This window comes from Brenneria alni, assembly GCF_003666245.1.
Lineage (GTDB): Bacteria > Pseudomonadota > Gammaproteobacteria > Enterobacterales > Enterobacteriaceae > Brenneria > Brenneria alni.
The window spans coordinates 25,860-41,328 of sequence record NZ_MJLZ01000014.1 but is presented as its reverse complement, the minus strand read 5'-3'; the positions used below and the strand labels follow the sequence as shown (position 1 = coordinate 41,328).

The following is a 15,469-nucleotide window of genomic DNA, read 5'->3' as shown; positions in this document are numbered from 1 at the left end:
CGGCTTAAATACATAAAAAAAACAGCCCGTTATCCAAATAGCGGGCTGTTGCCAACACCATTGAGGCGAAAGTATGTATCAGACTACGCTGAGTCACCGCAGTTATCGTTTTAATGATTTGCGTGAGCTGATGGCAAAGGCATCACCGGCACGTTCTGGTGATATTTTGGCTGGCGTGGCGGCAGAAAGCGCGGAAGAGCGTATGGCCGCCCGTATGGCGCTGGCCGACTTACCGCTGGATACCTTTTTGCAGCAGGCATTGATTCCTTACGAGCATGATGAGGTCACGCGGCTTATTATCGATAGTCATGACCGGACGGCCTTTGCTCCAATTTCTCATTTGACGGTGGGTGATTTTCGCAACTGGTTGCTAAATGAACGCACCGATAGTGCACTGCTGTCTCAGGTTGCACCAGGAATCACGCCGGAAATGGCGGCGGCTGTCAGTAAAATTATGCGTAATCAGGATCTGGTTCTGGCGGCAAAAAAATGCCGGATAACGACGAAATTTCGTAACACCATTGGTTTGCCCGGCCATATCAGCGTGCGACTACAGCCTAATCATCCGACCGACGATCTGAAAGGTATTGCCGCCAGTATGTTGGATGGATTGTTGTATGGCAGTGGTGACGCGGTAATCGGTATTAACCCTGCCAGCGACAGCTTGCCGCTGCTGGAAAAGTTGAATTATATGCTGGACGATGTGATTGGCCGTTTTGAGATCCCTACGCAATCCTGCGTGCTGACGCATGTTACCAATACTCTGCAACTGATGGAGCGGGGAGCGCCTGTCGATCTGGTGTTCCAGTCGATCGCCGGTACGCAAGCCACCAATACCAGCTTTGGTTTTAATCTTGCCACGCTGGAAGAAGCGCATCAGGCGGCGTTAAGCCTGAAGCGTGGCACGGTGGGGAACAATGTCATGTATTTTGAAACCGGGCAGGGAAGCTGCCTGTCTGCCAACGCCAATCATGGGGTCGATCAGCAAACCTGTGAAGCCCGCGCCTATGCGGTTGCCCGGCGCTTCTCTCCTTTGCTGGTGAACACGGTGGTGGGTTTTATCGGCCCTGAATATTTGTATGACGGCAAACAGATTATCCGTGCCGGTCTGGAAGATCACTTCTGCGGCAAGCTGTTGGGCGTCCCTCTGGGATGTGATGTGTGTTACACCAACCATGCCGAGGCCGATCAGGATGACATGGACACGCTACTGACCTTGCTTGCCAACGCCGGGCTGACCTTCCTGATGGGGGTTCCGGGGGCTGACGATATTATGCTCAACTATCAGAGCACCTCTTTCCATGATGCGCTTTACATCCGCGAACTGCTGGGGCTGAAACATGCGCCGGAATTTGGCGCATGGCTGGAACAGATGAGGATCATCGATACACAAGACCGGCTGTGTGATACCGACAGCCAGCACCCGTTATTACAACATCAACCCTATCTGGAGACGAGCGCATGAGTAAGGTGATCCACGCTAATTCCTGGGAAGCGCTGCGCGAGTTTACCGCCGCCCGCATTGCCCTGGGGCGGACGGGCGCCAGTCTGCCGACCAGTGAACTGTTGAAGTTCGGTATGGCCCATGCTCAGGCGCGTGATGCCGTTCATCAGGCGTTTGACAGTGAAACGCTTGCCCGCCAACTGGAGCGTGAGGGACTAAAAACACTTACTGTGTATAGCGCCGCAGAGAGCCGGGAACAGTATCTCTGTCGGCCCGATTTAGGGCGGCGGCTTGCCGATTCAAGCCGCACGTTGTTGTCGGCGGCGTCTGGCAAGCCAGCCGATCTGCTGGTGGTGGTGGGCGATGGTTTATCTTCGAAAGCGGTGCACCGGCAGGCTTTGCCGTTGATCACCGCACTGCTGCCTTATCTTTCGCAGTTAGGCCTCTCGCTGGCGCCCATCGTGCTGGCGCATCAGTCGCGGGTGGCGTTGGGAGATGACATTGGCGAGTGTTTACAGGCAAAAGCGGTTGCCATCCTGATCGGTGAGCGCCCCGGGCTTTCTTCACCGGATAGCCTGAGTGTCTATATGACCTGGGGGCCTCATACCCGGCGTTTGGAATCGGAACGTAACTGCATCTCGAATATTCGTCCTGAAGGGCTGGATTATCCCCTGGCTGCCTTTAAGCTGGCCTGGCTGCTGGAACAGAGTTTCCAGCGGCGCGTGTCGGGAGTTCAGCTCAAAGACGAAAGCGATAATCCCGCACTGCACGGGCGAATCACGCCGCCGTCTTCCTGGTTGCTACCACGCTAGCCGTTTTTCCTGATAGTTGCAGGTGATCTCCCTGTGCGCTATGGCGCGATTTATCATAAGACCGGTTCCGCAACTTTGTTAAACTAGGCTTGAATTGCTGATAAATGCGCTGTGGGGCTAAACGATGAAATTGATGTTTGCATCAGATATACATGGATCTTTAACCGCGACAAATCGGGTACTGGATATTTTTGAGCAAAGCGGTGCCGACTGGTTGATTCTCCTGGGGGATTTCCTTAACCACGGGCCGCGGAATCCGTTACCTGAACGCTACCAGCCTGCGGATGTTGCCGCCCGGCTGAATGCCTATGCGCCGCGCATCATTGCGGTACGGGGAAACTGCGACAGTGAAGTGGATCAGATGCTGCTTGAGTTTCCGGTGACGGCACCTTGGCAACATGTGCTATTGCCGCAAAATCGCCTTTTCCTTACGCACGGTCATCTCTATCATCCGGGCAATCTTCCACCACTAAATGTTGATGATGTGCTGGTTTATGGTCATACACATATTCCGGTAGCGGAAAAACGGGGAAACCTGTACTACTTTAATCCTGGTTCGGTGAGTCTGCCCAAAGGCGGCTATCCCGCAAGTTACGGGATGCTGGAGCAAGGAACTTTGCAGGTTCTGCCGCTGCCAGGCGGGGAGCCTATTGCACAGGTGACCATTCAGCACTAATTTAGCGTATATCCTAAATAATTCGAGTTGCAGGCGTTGTCTTCCCTCATCTTGAAGTCTATTGGGTGCGTAGTAGTCAAAATCGGTCATTTAAAACAGACGTGCACAGTGATGCGTCAATACTAAAGGGTTTCAGAGGATGGCGGAACAAAGTCAGTCAGCAGGCACAGAGTGGGTGGATATCGTCGATGAAAACAATGAGGTGATTGCCCAATCAAGTCGTCAGCAGATGCGTGCTCAGTGTCTGCGCCATCGGGCTACTTATATTGTGGTGCATGACGGCATGGGCAAAATCCTGATTCAGCGCCGGACTGAAAGCAAAGACTTCTATCCGGGATGGCTGGATGCGACAGCCGGTGGCGTGGTGCAAAGTGGAGAGAATATGCTTGAGTCTGCCCGCCGCGAAGCGGAGGAAGAGCTAGGTATTGCCGGAGTGCCGTTTGCTGAACATGGTTTGTTTTACTACGAAGGGGAAAACTGCCGGGTGTGGGGGGCGCTGTTCAGTTGTGTTTCTCATGGGCCGTTTGCACTCCAGGAATCAGAAATTGATGAGGTAAGCTGGCTGACGCCAGAAGAGATTACGGCTCGCTGTGACGAGTTTACGCCTGACTCGCTTAAAGCATTGTCGCTGTGGTTAACACGCTATAACGATCAAAACTATGGCAAACCGCTTGCGCGTGAAAGCGACGTCGACCGTGATAGCCGCCACAATGCTGAAGACGGCGGCTTGATCGAACTGGAGAAGTGAGCTTCTAAAAAAGCCAACCGGCAGGCTGGCTGTTGACGTAAAAAACGAGCTGACCTCCGTCAGCTCGTGTAGTTAACGCACAATGATACCTAACAAGATCCCCAACGCGCCGAAATCCGCATCGCTGAACGTGGTGTTGGCGAAACCGATTTCACCCAGCACCGGCAGCAGAAATACTGGCAGAAAAGTTATCAGCAAGCCCTGCGCAAAAGCCCCCAGGATCGCCCCGCGACGCCCACCGGTTGCATTACCAAATACCCCGGCAGCCGCGCCGACGAAGAAATGCGGAACGACGCCGGGAATAATCACGGTCATATTGAGCAGATACAGCGCGAACATGCCGAGAATACCGGCGGCAAAGCTACTGAGGAAACCGACCAATACCGCGTTTGGGGCGTAAGGGAAGACCACCGGGCAGTCAAGAGCCGGTTTGGCATTAGGCACCAGCCTGTCAGAGATGCCTTTAAAGGCCGGTACGATTTCAGCAATCACCATCCGTACCCCCTGTAAAATAATGTAGACCCCTGCTGCAAAGGTAATTGACTGGATAAGCGAGAACATCAGCCAGTTCTTGCCTCCGCTCATGCTCTTGACGAATGCCGGCCCGGCAAACAGGCAGGTAACAATGAAGATAATGCTCATGGTGAACGCAATTGCTACCGGCGTATCCCGCAGGAACAGCAGACTTTTCGGCACGTTCATATCTTCAGTAGAGTGTTCTTTGTTGCCAAACTTGCTGCCGATAAAACCGGATAGTACATATGACAGTGTTGAAAAATGACCGATGGCCACCTCATCGGAGCCGGTGACTTTTTTCATGTACGGATGGGCAATTGCCGGGAAAAACACCATCGCTGCACCCACCACCACCGAGCCGACGGCAATCAGCGTCACGCCGGAAATACCGGCTGTGGCCAGAATAACCGCCACCATCATAGACATAAACAGCGTATGGTGACCGGTCAGAAAGATGAATTTCCACGGTGTGAAGCGGGCGATCAAGATATTGATCACCATGGCAAAGAACATGATCATTGCCATCTCTTTCCCAAAACTTTTCTGGGCAACCGAGACAATGGCCTCATTGTTCGGTACGACGCCCTGAATACCGAATGCGTGCTGAAAGACGTTGGCAAAATCGCCCAGCGAGGCAACCACCAGACTCGCGCCCGCGCCGAGAATGACAAAACCCATAACGGTTTTGACCGTACCTTTAATGCATTCGGTCACCGGCTTTTTCTGGGCGATAAGACCAATCAACGCGATCAGGCCGACCAGGATCGACGGCTCAGACAGTACGTCACTCATCAAAAAATGAAAGAAATCCATATTGACCTCCGGTTTACAGGGCGCCCAGTTCGGTAAGCGCAACGGACAAACGTTCTTTCATGGCGTTTTTGTCGATCATGTTATCGAGAGAGACGATTTTTCCGTTAACGGACAGTGCAACCAGTTGCTCTGCGATGTCTCTGGTGCCGACGTAAATATCGCTTTGCATACCTTTGACCGATCCCAAATCGACATGATCAACTTCGGCACTGACGCCCAGATCCCGGATGATGGTCTTAATGCTCATTTCCATCATCAGGCTGGTGCCTAAACCGTTACCGCACACGACGGTGATTTTCATTTTTGTATACTCCGTAACCGGTGATTAATAGCGCGCAATAATCGAAAGAATATCTTGCGTGGTGTTGGCTTGAATGATGGCGGCGGTATCATCACTGTTGTCAAATAACGCCGCCAGTTGTGAAATCGTATCGATATGGCTGTTACTGTCCGTTGCGGCTAAAACAATCAGCAACTTAACCGGATCGTTTTCGCCCGCATCAAAATCAACTCCATCGCTGATCACCGTCAGACTTAATGCCAGACGATTCACACCGTCTTCCGGGCGTGCGTGCGGCATGGCGATGCCAGGACCAATGACGTAATACGGACCAATAGCCTGATGTAAATGGTAAATGGCTTCCAGATAGCGCGGTTCGATAGCGTGGTTGTCAATCAAAGGTTGGCAGGAAACGGCAAGGGCGCTCCGCCAGTTATCGGCACCGTCTACTCGTTGGATAACCTCCGCCGTTAACAGATCTTTTAACATATATTTTTCTCTCTTGTTACGTCACGCTGTAAAGCGTAGTGGCTTTAGTCAACGATTAATGTGAGCCAAATCCCATTTGGTAGCGCTATCTGGTAGCGCTACCAGATAGTGTGATAGCGCTATCATTAATTAAGTGATGGCGTTTGAGGATACGTACTGAAGGCGGTTACAATGGAGAGGTATGTCAATCGATGACTGGCGGTATGGCGAGGCATTATGTCGGAAACAGGGAATACCAGAATAGAAAAATTGCGCAAGCGCCGTACAACCGGGCGGATTACTCTTCAGGATGTCGCGAATTATGCCGGCGTTGGTATGATGACTGTCTCGCGTGCGTTGAGAACGCCGGAGCAGGTGTCGGATAAGCTGCGTGAGAAAATAGACCAGGCGGTGGAATTTCTGGGATACATTCCCAATCGTGCGGCGGGGGCGCTGGCCTCAGGATATAGTAATACCGTTGCGGTACTGATCCCTTCTCTGGCCGATCAGGCCAGTTCGAAATTTATGCAATCGTTACAAGAGGTGCTTAACCGCAACAATTACCAACTGTTGCTGGGTTGCCATGATTATAGCCAGCAGCTCGAAGCCGGTATTTTGGTGACGCTATTGCAGAATAATCCCGATGCCCTGGTGGTATTTGGATCGCAGCTTGCCGATAACACCCGGCAGTCTATTGAGCGGGCGTCAGTGCCGACCTTCAATATTGCCGGATCTGGTAACCTGAATGCCAGTCTGACTCTCAACGTTGATTTTGCCGCCGCTGCCGGGGAGTTAACCCGGTATTTACTGGCGCAGGGTTATAAGAATATCGGTTACGTCTGCGCGCATATGGATAACCGGCTGCAACGACAGCATTTGAACGGCTGGCATAAAGCCATGTTGCAAGGCTATCAGAATGCCGATCTGGTGGTGGCGACACCTGGCGCATCCAGTATGCAGTTTGGGCGCTATGCCTTGACAGAATTGCTGCTCAGGCAACCGGAGCTGGATGCGGTGGTATGCAGCCACGAAGACATTGCGCTTGGATTGTTATTTGAGTGTCAGCGCCGGTTGATTAAGGTGCCGGGGAATCTGGCAATAGCCTGTCTGGACGGCAGTGAGAATTGTGATCAAACCTACCCGGTATTGACCTCTGTGCGGGTGGATTATGAAAAAATGGGCAGGGAGACGGGTAAGCTACTCACCTCTATGCTTAATGACGGAATGGGTGAACCCGTCAGCCGCCTGTTCAGTTACCGGTTTGATCCGGGGAGCAGTAGTTGATGCATTGCGTAAGTTCGATTACATCAGCAAAAACGCCAACCGGGGGGTTAGCGTTTTGGCGTCTATCAGGCAGCAGAATTAAAGCTGGGTTGCCTGAATCGCCGTCAGCGCAACAGTGTAAACGATGTCGTCTACCAATGCGCCGCGTGACAGATCGTTGACGGGCTTGCGCATCCCCTGCAACATTGGCCCGATGGAAATCAGGTTTGCTGAACGTTGTACCGCTTTATAAGTAGTGTTACCGGTGTTCAGGTCAGGGAAGATGAATACAGTTGCTTTACCTGCAACCGGCGAGTTCGGCGCTTTGGATAGCGCCACGTCAGCCATGATGGCGGCGTCATATTGCAGCGGACCATCGATGACCAGATCAGGGCGTTTTTCCTGTGCCAGACGAGTCGCTTCCCGCACTTTTTCCACATCACTACCGGCGCCAGAGTTCCCGGTGGAGTAGGAGATCATCGCAACACGCGGGTCAATACCGAAAGCGGTGGCGGAGTCTGCGGATTGAATAGCAATTTCAGCCAGTTGCTCTGCCGTTGGGTCCGGATTGATGGCACAGTCACCATAAACCAGAACCTGTTCAGGCAGCAGCATAAAGAAGACGGAAGATACCAGCGAGCTTCCCGGCGCGGTTTTAATCAACTGCAACGGTGGGCGGATGGTGTTTGCCGTGGTATGTACCGCGCCAGAAACCAGACCGTCAACTTCACCTTGTTCCAGCATCAGCGTACCCAGAACAACGTTGTCTTCCAGTTGTTCGCGGGCAACCACTTCGGTCATGCCTTTGCTCTTACGCAGTTCAACCAGGCGCGGAACATAACGCTCACGCACCGCTACCGGATCAACGATCTCAATACCTTTACCCAACTCCACGCCCTGGGCGGCGGCAACACGCTGGATCTCTTCCGGGTCGCCCAGCAGCACGCAGTGAGCAATACCGCGTTCAGCACAGATAGACGCGGCTTTGACCGTACGTGGCTCATCACCTTCCGGCAGAACAATACGTTTGCCCGCTTGACGCGCCAGTTCGGTTAACTGATAACGGAACGCAGGTGGGGACAGGCGGCGTGAACGTTCAGATTCAGCGCTCAGTGAGTCAATCCACTGGGGATCGATATGGCTTGCCACGTATTCCTGTACTTTCTCCACACGCTGGTGATCATCCGCCGGCACCTCAAGGTTGAAACTTTGCAGGCTGAGAGAGGTCTGCCAGGTGTTGGTTTTAACCATGAAGACGGGCAAGCCAGTCTGGAAAGCACGTTCACACAACTTGCTGATGCTGGGGTCCATTTCATAGCCGCCGGTCAGCAGCAGGGCGCCAATTTCAACGCCGTTCATGGCTGCCAGGCAGGCGGCCAGCAGTACATCCGGGCGGTCGGCAGAGGTGACCAGCAGAGAACCTGGACGGAAATGCTCCAGCATATGAGGAATGCTGCGTGCGCAGAAAGTGACGGATTTAACACGACGCGTCTGGATGTCACCCTCGTTGATGATGCGAGCATTCAAATGTTTCGCCATATCAATTGCGCGGGTGGCGATCAGATCGAAGCTCCACGGAATACTGCCCAGCACCGGCAACGGGCTATTGGCAAACAGTTGTTTAGGATCGATATTCGCCACGCTGGCTTTGGATGAGTCATCAAAAATTTCAGACAGATCAGGGCGGGTACGGCCTTGATCATCTACCGGCGCGTTTAGCTTGTTGATGATCACACCGGTGATGTTTTTATTCTGGCTGCCGCCGAAGCTGGAGCGCGCCAGTTCGATACGCTCTTTCAACTGCGCCGGAGAGTCGTTGCCCAGCGCTATCACGAAAACGATTTCGGCATTCAGAGTTTTGGCAATTTCATAGTTCAGCGCATTAGCGAACTGATGTTTGCGGGTTGGAACCAAACCTTCAACCAGAACCACTTCTGCATCTTTGGTATTTTCGTGGTAGCGGGCGATAATTTCTTCCATCAGCACGTCTTGCTGATTAGAACTCAGCAAGGCTTCCACATGGCTCATTTCAAGCGGTTCAGCAGCATTGATGGATGAGTTGGCACGGATGATGGTAGTGGTCTGGTCTGGCGTGTTGTCGCCAGAGCGGGGCTGGGCGATAGGTTTGAACACGCTCAGGCGCACGCCTTTTTGTTCCATGGAACGAATGACACCCAGGCTGACGCTAGTCAAGCCGACGCTGGTGCCAGTTGGGATCAACATAATTATACGGGACACGGCTGAACCTCTTTACGGTTGCTCGTTAGTCAAAAACAACTCCGTCAGCCTGAGCTGACGGAGTTGGGTTTCATTTTTATGCTGTCAGACGGAGGGCATCTTGAGCGATCACCAATTCTTCATTGGTTGGAATGACCAGCGCCGGGCGGCTGCCATCTTTAGCAATGTTACCGCCGTTACCAAAGCGAGCGGCCAGATTACGCTCATGATCAACTTCAAAGCCCAACAGACCCAGTTTGTTCAGCGTTAGTTCACGAACCATTGCCGCATTTTCACCGATACCACCGGTAAAAATAACGGCATCGAGACGGCCTTCCATCAGCGAACTATACGAACCGATGTATTTAGCCAGACGGTGGCAATATACGTCCATTGCCCGTTTAGCATCTTCTTTGGTCGTATAATTATCTTCAACATAGCGGCAGTCGCTGGTGACTTCAGTCAGACCTAACAGGCCGGATTCTTTAGTCAGCAGTGTGTTGATTTGCTCTACGCTCATGCCCAGTGAGTCATGCAGGTGGAATACGATAGCGGGATCGATATCGCCACTGCGAGTCCCCATCACCAGACCTTCCAGCGGAGTCAGACCCATAGAGGTATCAACACACTTGCCGTTGCGCACTGCGGTAACGGAACCGCCGTTGCCCAAGTGGCAGGTAATAACGTTTACTTCATCTACCGGCTTGTTCAGCGCTTTGGCAGCCTGCTGGGTTACATAGTAGTGGCTGGTGCCGTGTGCGCCATAACGGCGGATATGGTGATCTTTATACAATTTGTACGGCAGAGCATAAAGATAGGATTCTTCCGGCATGGTCTGATGGAAGGCGGTATCAAATACAGCCACATTTTTATCAGCCAGTTTCGGGAATGATTTCAATGCCTCGGCAATGCCGATCAGGTGGGCCGGATTATGTAGAGGTGCAAAAGGGATGGAATCTTTGATACCCTGAAGGACATCGTCATTGATAATAGCTGACTGAGTGAATTTCTCGCCGCCGTGAACAATACGATGACCAATAGCAACCAGTTGGGCAGACAGCTCTGGTTTTTGGGAAAGAATGGTATTAACGATGAAGTTCAACGCCTCACTATGAGCTGCGCCAGCACCCAGTGCGGCTTCCTGTTTACCACCGTCCATTTTCCATTTGATACGGGCTTCAGGAAGGTTGAAACACTCGGCCAGACCAGACAGGTATTCTTCCCCGTTAACAGCATCGATGATGGCGAACTTCAGGGATGAACTACCACAGTTAAGAACCAGTACTAACTTACTCGACATGGAAGTACCTACTTGTTGTTATATATGGTTAAAAAAATGCCAAACAAACGCAGCTTATCGCATATCGCCGTTGGCATTTATGATTAACATCATACCCTGGTGTGATACACCTGACATGACGGTGAAAAAGTGTCGATGTTATCAAGTATGTTATACCGTAATCACGGTATAATGACATGACACTGGCCTTATAGAAGCCGCAGTTTAATAAGCGATGAGTCACCGCTGGTGGCTGTTGACCGTGTTTGTTTTGCCAAGGGAAATATATCCCGGCGTATAGTCATACTGCGTTAATATATGGCGGCTAAAAGGCCGAACTAGGATACCGATAGCGTGCGGCAAACACAAAATATATTTTAATCCCATCAAATTGAGTTGTTGATTTGTGCAAAAGTTTTATTTTTTATCTGTAAAGTTGAGGTGTGACTATGGCAGCGAAACCTAGCGGTCGAATCAGTTGGCTACAGTTACTCCAGCGTGGGCAGCACTATATGAAGACCTGGCCCACCGATAAACGTCTGGCTCCGGTGTTCCCTGAAAACCGGGTGGCGCGCGCCACTCAGTTTGCAGTTCGGCTTATGCCGCCGCTGGCGGTGTTTACCCTGACGTGGCAGATTGCCCTTGGCGGGCAGCTTGGTCCTGCCATAGCTACCGCGCTCTTTGCCTGTAGCCTGCCAATGCAAGGGCTGTGGTGGCTGGGGCGCCGCTCTGTTACCCCTTTACCGCCCACGTTATTGCAGTGGTTTCATGATATCCGCCATAAGCTGCTTGACTCGGGTCTGGCGCTTGCTCCGCTGGAAGAAAAGCCGACTTATCAAGCGCTGGCAGATGTGCTGAAACGTGCTTTTAAGCAACTTGACAAAACATTTCTGGACGATCTGTGATTGTCATCATAGGGATGATGAGCGAATGCTATTTTTATCCTTCCCGCTGTTTTAAATCAAAAAATGGAGTGTTGCTGCTACCGCGACACGATTCAGTATGCGATTCTGCTTTCAATATAATATAGCGATCGGCGGTATGCCGGAATGAGGTTCGGGAGAGCACGATGGAAATGACGAATGCCCAGAGATTGATCCTTTCAAATCAATATAAAATGATGACAATGCTTGATCCGGAGAATGCAGAGCGTTATCGCCGGCTGCAAACCATTATTGAACGTGGTTACGGTTTACAGATGCGTGAGTTGGATCGTGAGTTCGGTGATCTGAGCGAAGAGGTCTGCCGCACGATTATCAATATCATGGAAATGCACCATGCGTTGCAGGTGTCTTGGGGAAATTTGAAGGATAAACAGGATCTGGATGAACGTCGCCTGACTTTCCTGGGCTTTGATGCCGCGACTGAAGCGCGTTATCTCGGGTTTGTCCGCTTTATGGTGCATGTGGAAGGGCGCTACCCTCATTTCGATTCAGGAACACATGGTTTTAATGCTCAGACTAAAATGTGGGACAAATATGGCCGGATGCTGGCTATCTGGCAGTCTTGCCCACGTCAATATCATTTGAGTGCTGTCGAAATCGCGCAAATCATTAACGCCTGATTAATTGCAAAGGGGTTTGTTGTGGAGTGTAAAGGTTTTTTGTTCGATTTGGATGGCACGTTGGTTGATTCATTGCCTGCCGTGGAGCGATCCTGGATTAACTGGGCGAAAGCGCATGGTATCGAGCCACAGGACGTTCTCGATTTCATTCACGGCAAACAGGCTATTACGTCTCTGCGTCATTTCCTCAATGGCCAGAGTGAGGAAATGATTCAGCAAGAATTTGAGGCGTTGGAAAAAATCGAGGCTGCCGATACGCAAGGTATTGTGGCCATGCCGGGGGCTAAAGCCCTGCTGGAACGATTGGATGAGCTGGACATTCCCTGGGCGATCGTGACCTCTGGTACTGTGCCTATCGCGAGTGCCCGACATCAGGCTGGTGCGTTGCCCGCGCCGAAAGCCTTTATTACCGCGGAGCAGGTTGCCCTGGGAAAACCTCATCCTGACGCCTATTTATTAGGTGCGCAGCAGTTAGGCTTGAAACCCGAGGATTGTGTGGTGGTCGAAGACGCGCCCGCAGGAGTGTTATCCGGACTGGCGGCGGGTTGTCAGGTTATTGCGGTAAAAGCCCCGTCAGATACGCCGAAGCTTGAGCAAGTTGACCTGATTTTGGATTCGCTGGAGCAAGTGCGGATAGACGCGTCTTATGACGGCGCCTGCGTCATCCTTCTTGACCAATAGTTCCACTTAACTTATTGATAAAAGCATGACTAAATATGATCAAACCTCGCATCCGCGGGGTTTTTTTTATGGCAGACTATGCTTGTCTGCACTCTTATAGGCCGCAGTAACGCTGCGTTAAAAAATGCTCCTGCATTTTTTTATGGCATTTGCAGGTATACCTATCAATAAGTAGTTTTCCATCAGGGGAACCGTTTTGAATAGCGAACTTCTCTGGGTCTTATCCCTGTTGCTGATCGCCATTGTGTTGTTTACCACCAATAAATTACGCATGGATGTTGTTGCACTATTGGTCATTATCGCTTTTGTACTGAGCGGAACATTGACATTACCTGAAGCGCTGGTGGGCTTCAGCGATCCTAATGTTATTTTGATTGCCGCCTTGTTTGTTATTGGTGAAGGTCTGGTGCGTACTGGCGTGGCTTATCAGGTTGGCGACTGGCTGGTGCGGGCTGCCGGCAACAGCGAAATAAAAATGCTGGTACTGCTGATGGTCACTGTTGCGCTGCTGGGCGCATTTATGAGCTCAACCGGGGTGGTGGCTATTTTTATTCCTGTGGTACTCAGTGTTTCTGCCCGAATGAAAACATCTCCCGCACGGTTGATGATGCCGCTGAGTTTTGCCGGACTGATTAGCGGGATGATGACGCTGGTTGCTACACCGCCCAATATGGTTGTGAGCAGCGAACTGATGCGTGAAGGGATCGGGGGGTTTGGTTTTTTCAGTATGACGCCTATTGGCGCCGTGGTGCTGTTGATCGGTGTCGCTTACATGATGGTCGCCCGCTACTGGCTTAGTGATGCCAGGGCGGAAACGACAAAAGATAGCTGGAAAAGAAGAACGTTCCGCGATCTTATCCGGGACTACAAACTAACGGGCAGGGCGCGTCGTTTGGCAATCCGTCCCGGCTCTCCTTTTATTGGTCACCGGCTTGATGACCTTCGGCTGCGCCAGCGCTACGGTGCGAACGTCGTCGGGATTGAGCGCTGGCGTAAATTCAGACGCGTTATGGTCAGTGTGGCGGGAAATACCGAACTGCGGCTTAATGATGTTCTGTTGATTGATATGTCTGCCTCAGAAGTTGATTTACGCGAATTCTGTACATCGCAGCGTCTGGAACCGATGGTATTGCGCGGTGAGTACTTCTCTGAGCAGGCGCGTGATGTGGGTATGGCTGAGGTGTCTTTAATACCTGACTCCGAACTGTTAGGGAAAACGCTTTACGATGTCGGCTTTCGCAGTCGCTATGGCCTTACCGTGGTGGGGATCCGGCGTAATGGTGAAGCGATGGACGGGATTCTGGCCGACGAACAGCTCCAGTTGGGGGATATTTTACTGGTCATCGGAGACTGGCGGATGATTCGGCAGTTGCATATGCAGAAAAATGACTTTCTGCTGCTTAATTTGCCCGCTGAAGTGGATGATGTAGCCCCAGCCATCAGTCAGGCTCCCCATGCGCTGTTTTGTCTGGCGTTGATGGTTGCGATGATGCTGACTGATGAAATCCCTAATGCAATTGCGGCGCTGATTGCGTGCTTATTAATGGGCAAATTTCGCTGCATCGATATGGAAGGGGCTTATCGCTCAATTCACTGGCCCAGTGTTATCCTGATTGTGGGCATGATGCCGTTCGCGCTGGCATTGCAGCAAACCGGGGGCGTAACGTTGATCGTCAATGGACTTATGGATGTGGCGGGGGACTCCGGGCCTCATGTTATGTTGGTGTGTTTGTTTATCCTGTGTGCCGTTATCGGCCTGTTTATCTCAAATACCGCGACAGCGGTGCTGATGGCGCCTATTGCCATTGCGGCGGCGAAACAGATGGGGGTGTCGCCTTACCCTTTTGCCATGATCATTGCGATTGCGGCTTCCGCTGCTTTCATGACGCCAGTTTCATCACCGGTGAATACACTGGTTTTGGGGCCGGGAGGGTATAAGTTCGGTGACTTTGTGCGTATCGGTGTGCCATTCACTGTACTGGTGATGATCGTCAGTGTGATGATGGTTCCGTGGCTTTACCCTTTTTGATTCACACAGAGAACCTCAGGTATCGATAAGTATTACAGCGGTGAGTCCTGGCTGATTTCATCCAACGATAGACTAAAGCTGGGGATGAATACGGTCATAAAGTAATCCATTTCCGGGCTTTGGCGCTGCTGTAGTGTTTTTTCCAGTCGGGCTTTGGCCAAGGTAAATTCCGTGTTGCCCGCCGACAACTCTTCCAGACATTTCAGATAGGCGCACAGCGCATCGGCCTGCTTGACGACCACTCGTTCATCTTCACTCATGTGCTGCTCATCCAGTAAAGACTGATAATCCTGCTGTAATTCAGGCGGCAGCATATCGATCAGCTTCTGCCGGGCTATTTTTTCAATTTTCTTATATTCGTGGGCAATCTGCGCATTGTAATACTTGATAGGCGTTGGCATATCTCCAGTCAGGACTTCACTGGCATCATGGTACATCGCCAGTAGGGCAATACGTTCCGCATTGAGGTTGCTATTAAACTTGCGGTTTTTAATCACCGCCAGCGCATGAGCGACAAAAGCGACCTGAAGACTGTGCTCGGAGACATTTTCTGTGCGGACGTTGCGCATCAGCGGCCAGCGGCTAATGAGTTTTAGACGGGATAAATGGGCAAAAAAGTGACTCTGATTCATAACAATCTCTCAGACAACAGCACTAAGGGGATCCATTGTGGGCACTT

15 protein-coding genes are annotated in these 15,469 nt (G+C 51.6%); 9 read left to right on the top strand and 6 right to left on the bottom strand.

Going from position 1 to position 15,469, the window contains the following annotated elements:
- The first annotated feature begins 73 nt into the window (after positions 1–73).
- From BIY29_RS08340 to yfcD, 4 genes are all read left to right on the top strand, one after another.
- The gene (locus BIY29_RS08340; protein ID WP_121574681.1) at positions 74–1,465 is read left to right on the top strand and encodes an ethanolamine ammonia-lyase subunit EutB; all 1,392 of its coding nucleotides are present in this window, start codon (positions 74–76) and stop codon (positions 1,463–1,465) included.
- Positions 1,462–2,256, top strand: coding sequence for an ethanolamine ammonia-lyase subunit EutC (gene eutC, locus BIY29_RS08335; protein WP_121574680.1), 795 nt, complete (start codon positions 1,462–1,464; stop codon positions 2,254–2,256). Before BIY29_RS08340 ends, eutC begins: the two co-directional genes overlap by 4 nt.
- Before the next feature lie 124 nt (positions 2,257–2,380).
- Positions 2,381–2,932, top strand: a complete 552-nt coding sequence (gene yfcE / locus BIY29_RS08330; RefSeq protein WP_121574679.1) for a phosphodiesterase — start codon at positions 2,381–2,383, stop codon at positions 2,930–2,932.
- Positions 2,933–3,071: 139 nt separating this feature from the next.
- Positions 3,072–3,680, top strand: a complete 609-nt coding sequence (gene yfcD, locus BIY29_RS08325; RefSeq protein WP_121574678.1) for an NUDIX hydrolase YfcD — start codon at positions 3,072–3,074, stop codon at positions 3,678–3,680.
- A gap of 72 nt (positions 3,681–3,752) precedes the next feature.
- Here yfcD and BIY29_RS08320 read toward each other — a convergent pair whose 3' ends face one another.
- From BIY29_RS08320 to BIY29_RS08310, 3 genes are read right to left on the bottom strand one after another with little or no spacing between them, the layout of a single operon-like run.
- Entirely contained in the window at positions 3,753–5,009 is a 1,257-nt protein-coding gene (locus BIY29_RS08320) for a PTS ascorbate transporter subunit IIC (RefSeq protein WP_121574677.1), read from the bottom strand.
- 13 nt (positions 5,010–5,022) lie between these two features.
- A complete protein-coding gene (locus tag BIY29_RS08315; RefSeq protein WP_121574676.1) occupies positions 5,023–5,310 on the bottom strand; it encodes a PTS sugar transporter subunit IIB in 288 nt (95 codons plus the stop codon).
- 24 nt (positions 5,311–5,334) lie between these two features.
- The gene (locus tag BIY29_RS08310; RefSeq protein WP_121574675.1) at positions 5,335–5,778 is read right to left on the bottom strand and encodes a PTS sugar transporter subunit IIA; all 444 of its coding nucleotides are present in this window, start codon (positions 5,776–5,778) and stop codon (positions 5,335–5,337) included.
- A gap of 240 nt (positions 5,779–6,018) precedes the next feature.
- Between BIY29_RS08310 and BIY29_RS08305 the strand changes: the two genes are divergently transcribed.
- On the top strand, positions 6,019–7,041 hold the full coding sequence (locus tag BIY29_RS08305) for a LacI family DNA-binding transcriptional regulator (RefSeq protein WP_170158901.1): 1,023 nt from the start codon (positions 6,019–6,021) through the stop codon (positions 7,039–7,041).
- Positions 7,042–7,119: 78 nt separating this feature from the next.
- On the opposite strand, the gene pta is transcribed toward BIY29_RS08305, so the two are convergent.
- A complete protein-coding gene (pta, locus tag BIY29_RS08300; RefSeq protein WP_205680319.1) occupies positions 7,120–9,243 on the bottom strand; it encodes a phosphate acetyltransferase in 2,124 nt (707 codons plus the stop codon).
- Between the two features lie 91 nt (positions 9,244–9,334).
- Positions 9,335–10,537, bottom strand: a complete 1,203-nt coding sequence (ackA, locus tag BIY29_RS08295) for an acetate kinase (RefSeq protein ID WP_121574672.1) — start codon at positions 10,535–10,537, stop codon at positions 9,335–9,337.
- A gap of 428 nt (positions 10,538–10,965) precedes the next feature.
- Here ackA and yfbV point away from each other — a divergent pair, with 428 nt between their 5' ends.
- From yfbV to BIY29_RS08275, 4 genes are all read left to right on the top strand, one after another.
- Entirely contained in the window at positions 10,966–11,421 is a 456-nt protein-coding gene (yfbV, locus tag BIY29_RS08290) for a terminus macrodomain insulation protein YfbV (protein WP_121574671.1), read from the top strand.
- 164 nt (positions 11,422–11,585) lie between these two features.
- Positions 11,586–12,080: a YfbU family protein gene (locus BIY29_RS08285; RefSeq protein WP_121574670.1), complete on the top strand. Its 495-nt coding sequence runs from the start codon at positions 11,586–11,588 to the stop codon at positions 12,078–12,080.
- Between the two features lie 21 nt (positions 12,081–12,101).
- Positions 12,102–12,761 (top strand): sugar phosphatase, encoded by a 660-nt coding sequence (locus tag BIY29_RS08280; RefSeq protein ID WP_121574669.1) that lies wholly within the window; start codon positions 12,102–12,104, stop codon positions 12,759–12,761.
- 196 nt (positions 12,762–12,957) lie between these two features.
- The gene (locus BIY29_RS08275) at positions 12,958–14,790 is read left to right on the top strand and encodes an SLC13 family permease (protein WP_121574668.1); all 1,833 of its coding nucleotides are present in this window, start codon (positions 12,958–12,960) and stop codon (positions 14,788–14,790) included.
- Between the two features lie 32 nt (positions 14,791–14,822).
- Here BIY29_RS08275 and yfbR read toward each other — a convergent pair whose 3' ends face one another.
- Positions 14,823–15,422 carry a 5'-deoxynucleotidase gene (gene yfbR / locus BIY29_RS08270; protein ID WP_121574667.1) on the bottom strand — a complete coding sequence of 200 codons (600 nt, stop codon included), beginning with the start codon at positions 15,420–15,422 and terminating at the stop codon, positions 14,823–14,825.
- Positions 15,423–15,469 lie beyond the last annotated feature (47 nt).

Excerpts from the sequence above, each read along its gene's own strand:
- eutC (WP_121574680.1), top strand. The coding sequence starts at position 1,462 with ATGAGTAAGGTGATCCACGCTAATTCCTGGGAAGCGCTGCGCGAGTTT.
- BIY29_RS08285 (WP_121574670.1), top strand. The coding sequence starts at position 11,586 with ATGGAAATGACGAATGCCCAGAGATTGATCCTTTCAAATCAATATAAA.
- BIY29_RS08320 (WP_121574677.1), bottom strand. The coding sequence starts at position 5,009 with ATGGATTTCTTTCATTTTTTGATGAGTGACGTACTGTCTGAGCCGTCG.
- BIY29_RS08315 (WP_121574676.1), bottom strand. The coding sequence starts at position 5,310 with ATGAAAATCACCGTCGTGTGCGGTAACGGTTTAGGCACCAGCCTGATG.
- BIY29_RS08340 (WP_121574681.1), top strand. The coding sequence starts at position 74 with ATGTATCAGACTACGCTGAGTCACCGCAGTTATCGTTTTAATGATTTG.
- pta (WP_205680319.1), bottom strand. The coding sequence starts at position 9,243 with ATGTTGATCCCAACTGGCACCAGCGTCGGCTTGACTAGCGTCAGCCTG.
- yfbR (WP_121574667.1), bottom strand. The coding sequence starts at position 15,422 with ATGAATCAGAGTCACTTTTTTGCCCATTTATCCCGTCTAAAACTCATT.
- BIY29_RS08310 (WP_121574675.1), bottom strand. The coding sequence starts at position 5,778 with ATGTTAAAAGATCTGTTAACGGCGGAGGTTATCCAACGAGTAGACGGT.
- yfcE (WP_121574679.1), top strand. The coding sequence starts at position 2,381 with ATGAAATTGATGTTTGCATCAGATATACATGGATCTTTAACCGCGACA.
- yfcD (WP_121574678.1), top strand. The coding sequence starts at position 3,072 with ATGGCGGAACAAAGTCAGTCAGCAGGCACAGAGTGGGTGGATATCGTC.
- ackA (WP_121574672.1), bottom strand. The coding sequence starts at position 10,537 with ATGTCGAGTAAGTTAGTACTGGTTCTTAACTGTGGTAGTTCATCCCTG.
- yfbV (WP_121574671.1), top strand. The coding sequence starts at position 10,966 with ATGGCAGCGAAACCTAGCGGTCGAATCAGTTGGCTACAGTTACTCCAG.